Source organism: Oceanobacillus saliphilus (assembly GCF_023522835.1).
Taxonomy (GTDB): Bacteria; Bacillota; Bacilli; order Bacillales; family Amphibacillaceae; genus Oceanobacillus; species Oceanobacillus saliphilus.
In genome coordinates this window covers 1-256 of record NZ_JALCZU010000235.1, presented here as the reverse complement: position 1 = coordinate 256, position 256 = coordinate 1, and the positions used below count along the sequence as shown (strand labels likewise).

The 256-nt window shown below is 74.6% G+C and carries 1 protein-coding gene; it reads right to left on the bottom strand.

Going from position 1 to position 256, the window contains the following annotated elements; translation table 11 throughout:
* The coding region (locus MN204_RS21910) for a LysR substrate-binding domain-containing protein (protein ID WP_249872987.1) at positions 1 to 256 on the bottom strand (256 nt) is incomplete at both ends.

Sequence of the window (256 nt, the reverse complement as noted above, 5' to 3'; positions counted from 1 at the left end):
GCCGCCAGGTGTGATAACCGGGCAGCACGCGCTGCAGGCGGCCCGCGCGCAGCGCGTCGAGCGCCGCGTAGCCAGCCCGCAGGCCGATCCCCGCGCCAGCCTCCAGCGCGGTGCCCATCGCCTCCATGTCGTTGACGCTGAAGTGCGGGCCGGTGGGGCGGAACACGGTCTCGCCGCCCGCGCCCTCCAGCTGCCAGACGTCGGGCGCGTAGTCGACCGTGCCGAGCAGCACGCAGCGATGGTCGACCAGGTCCTC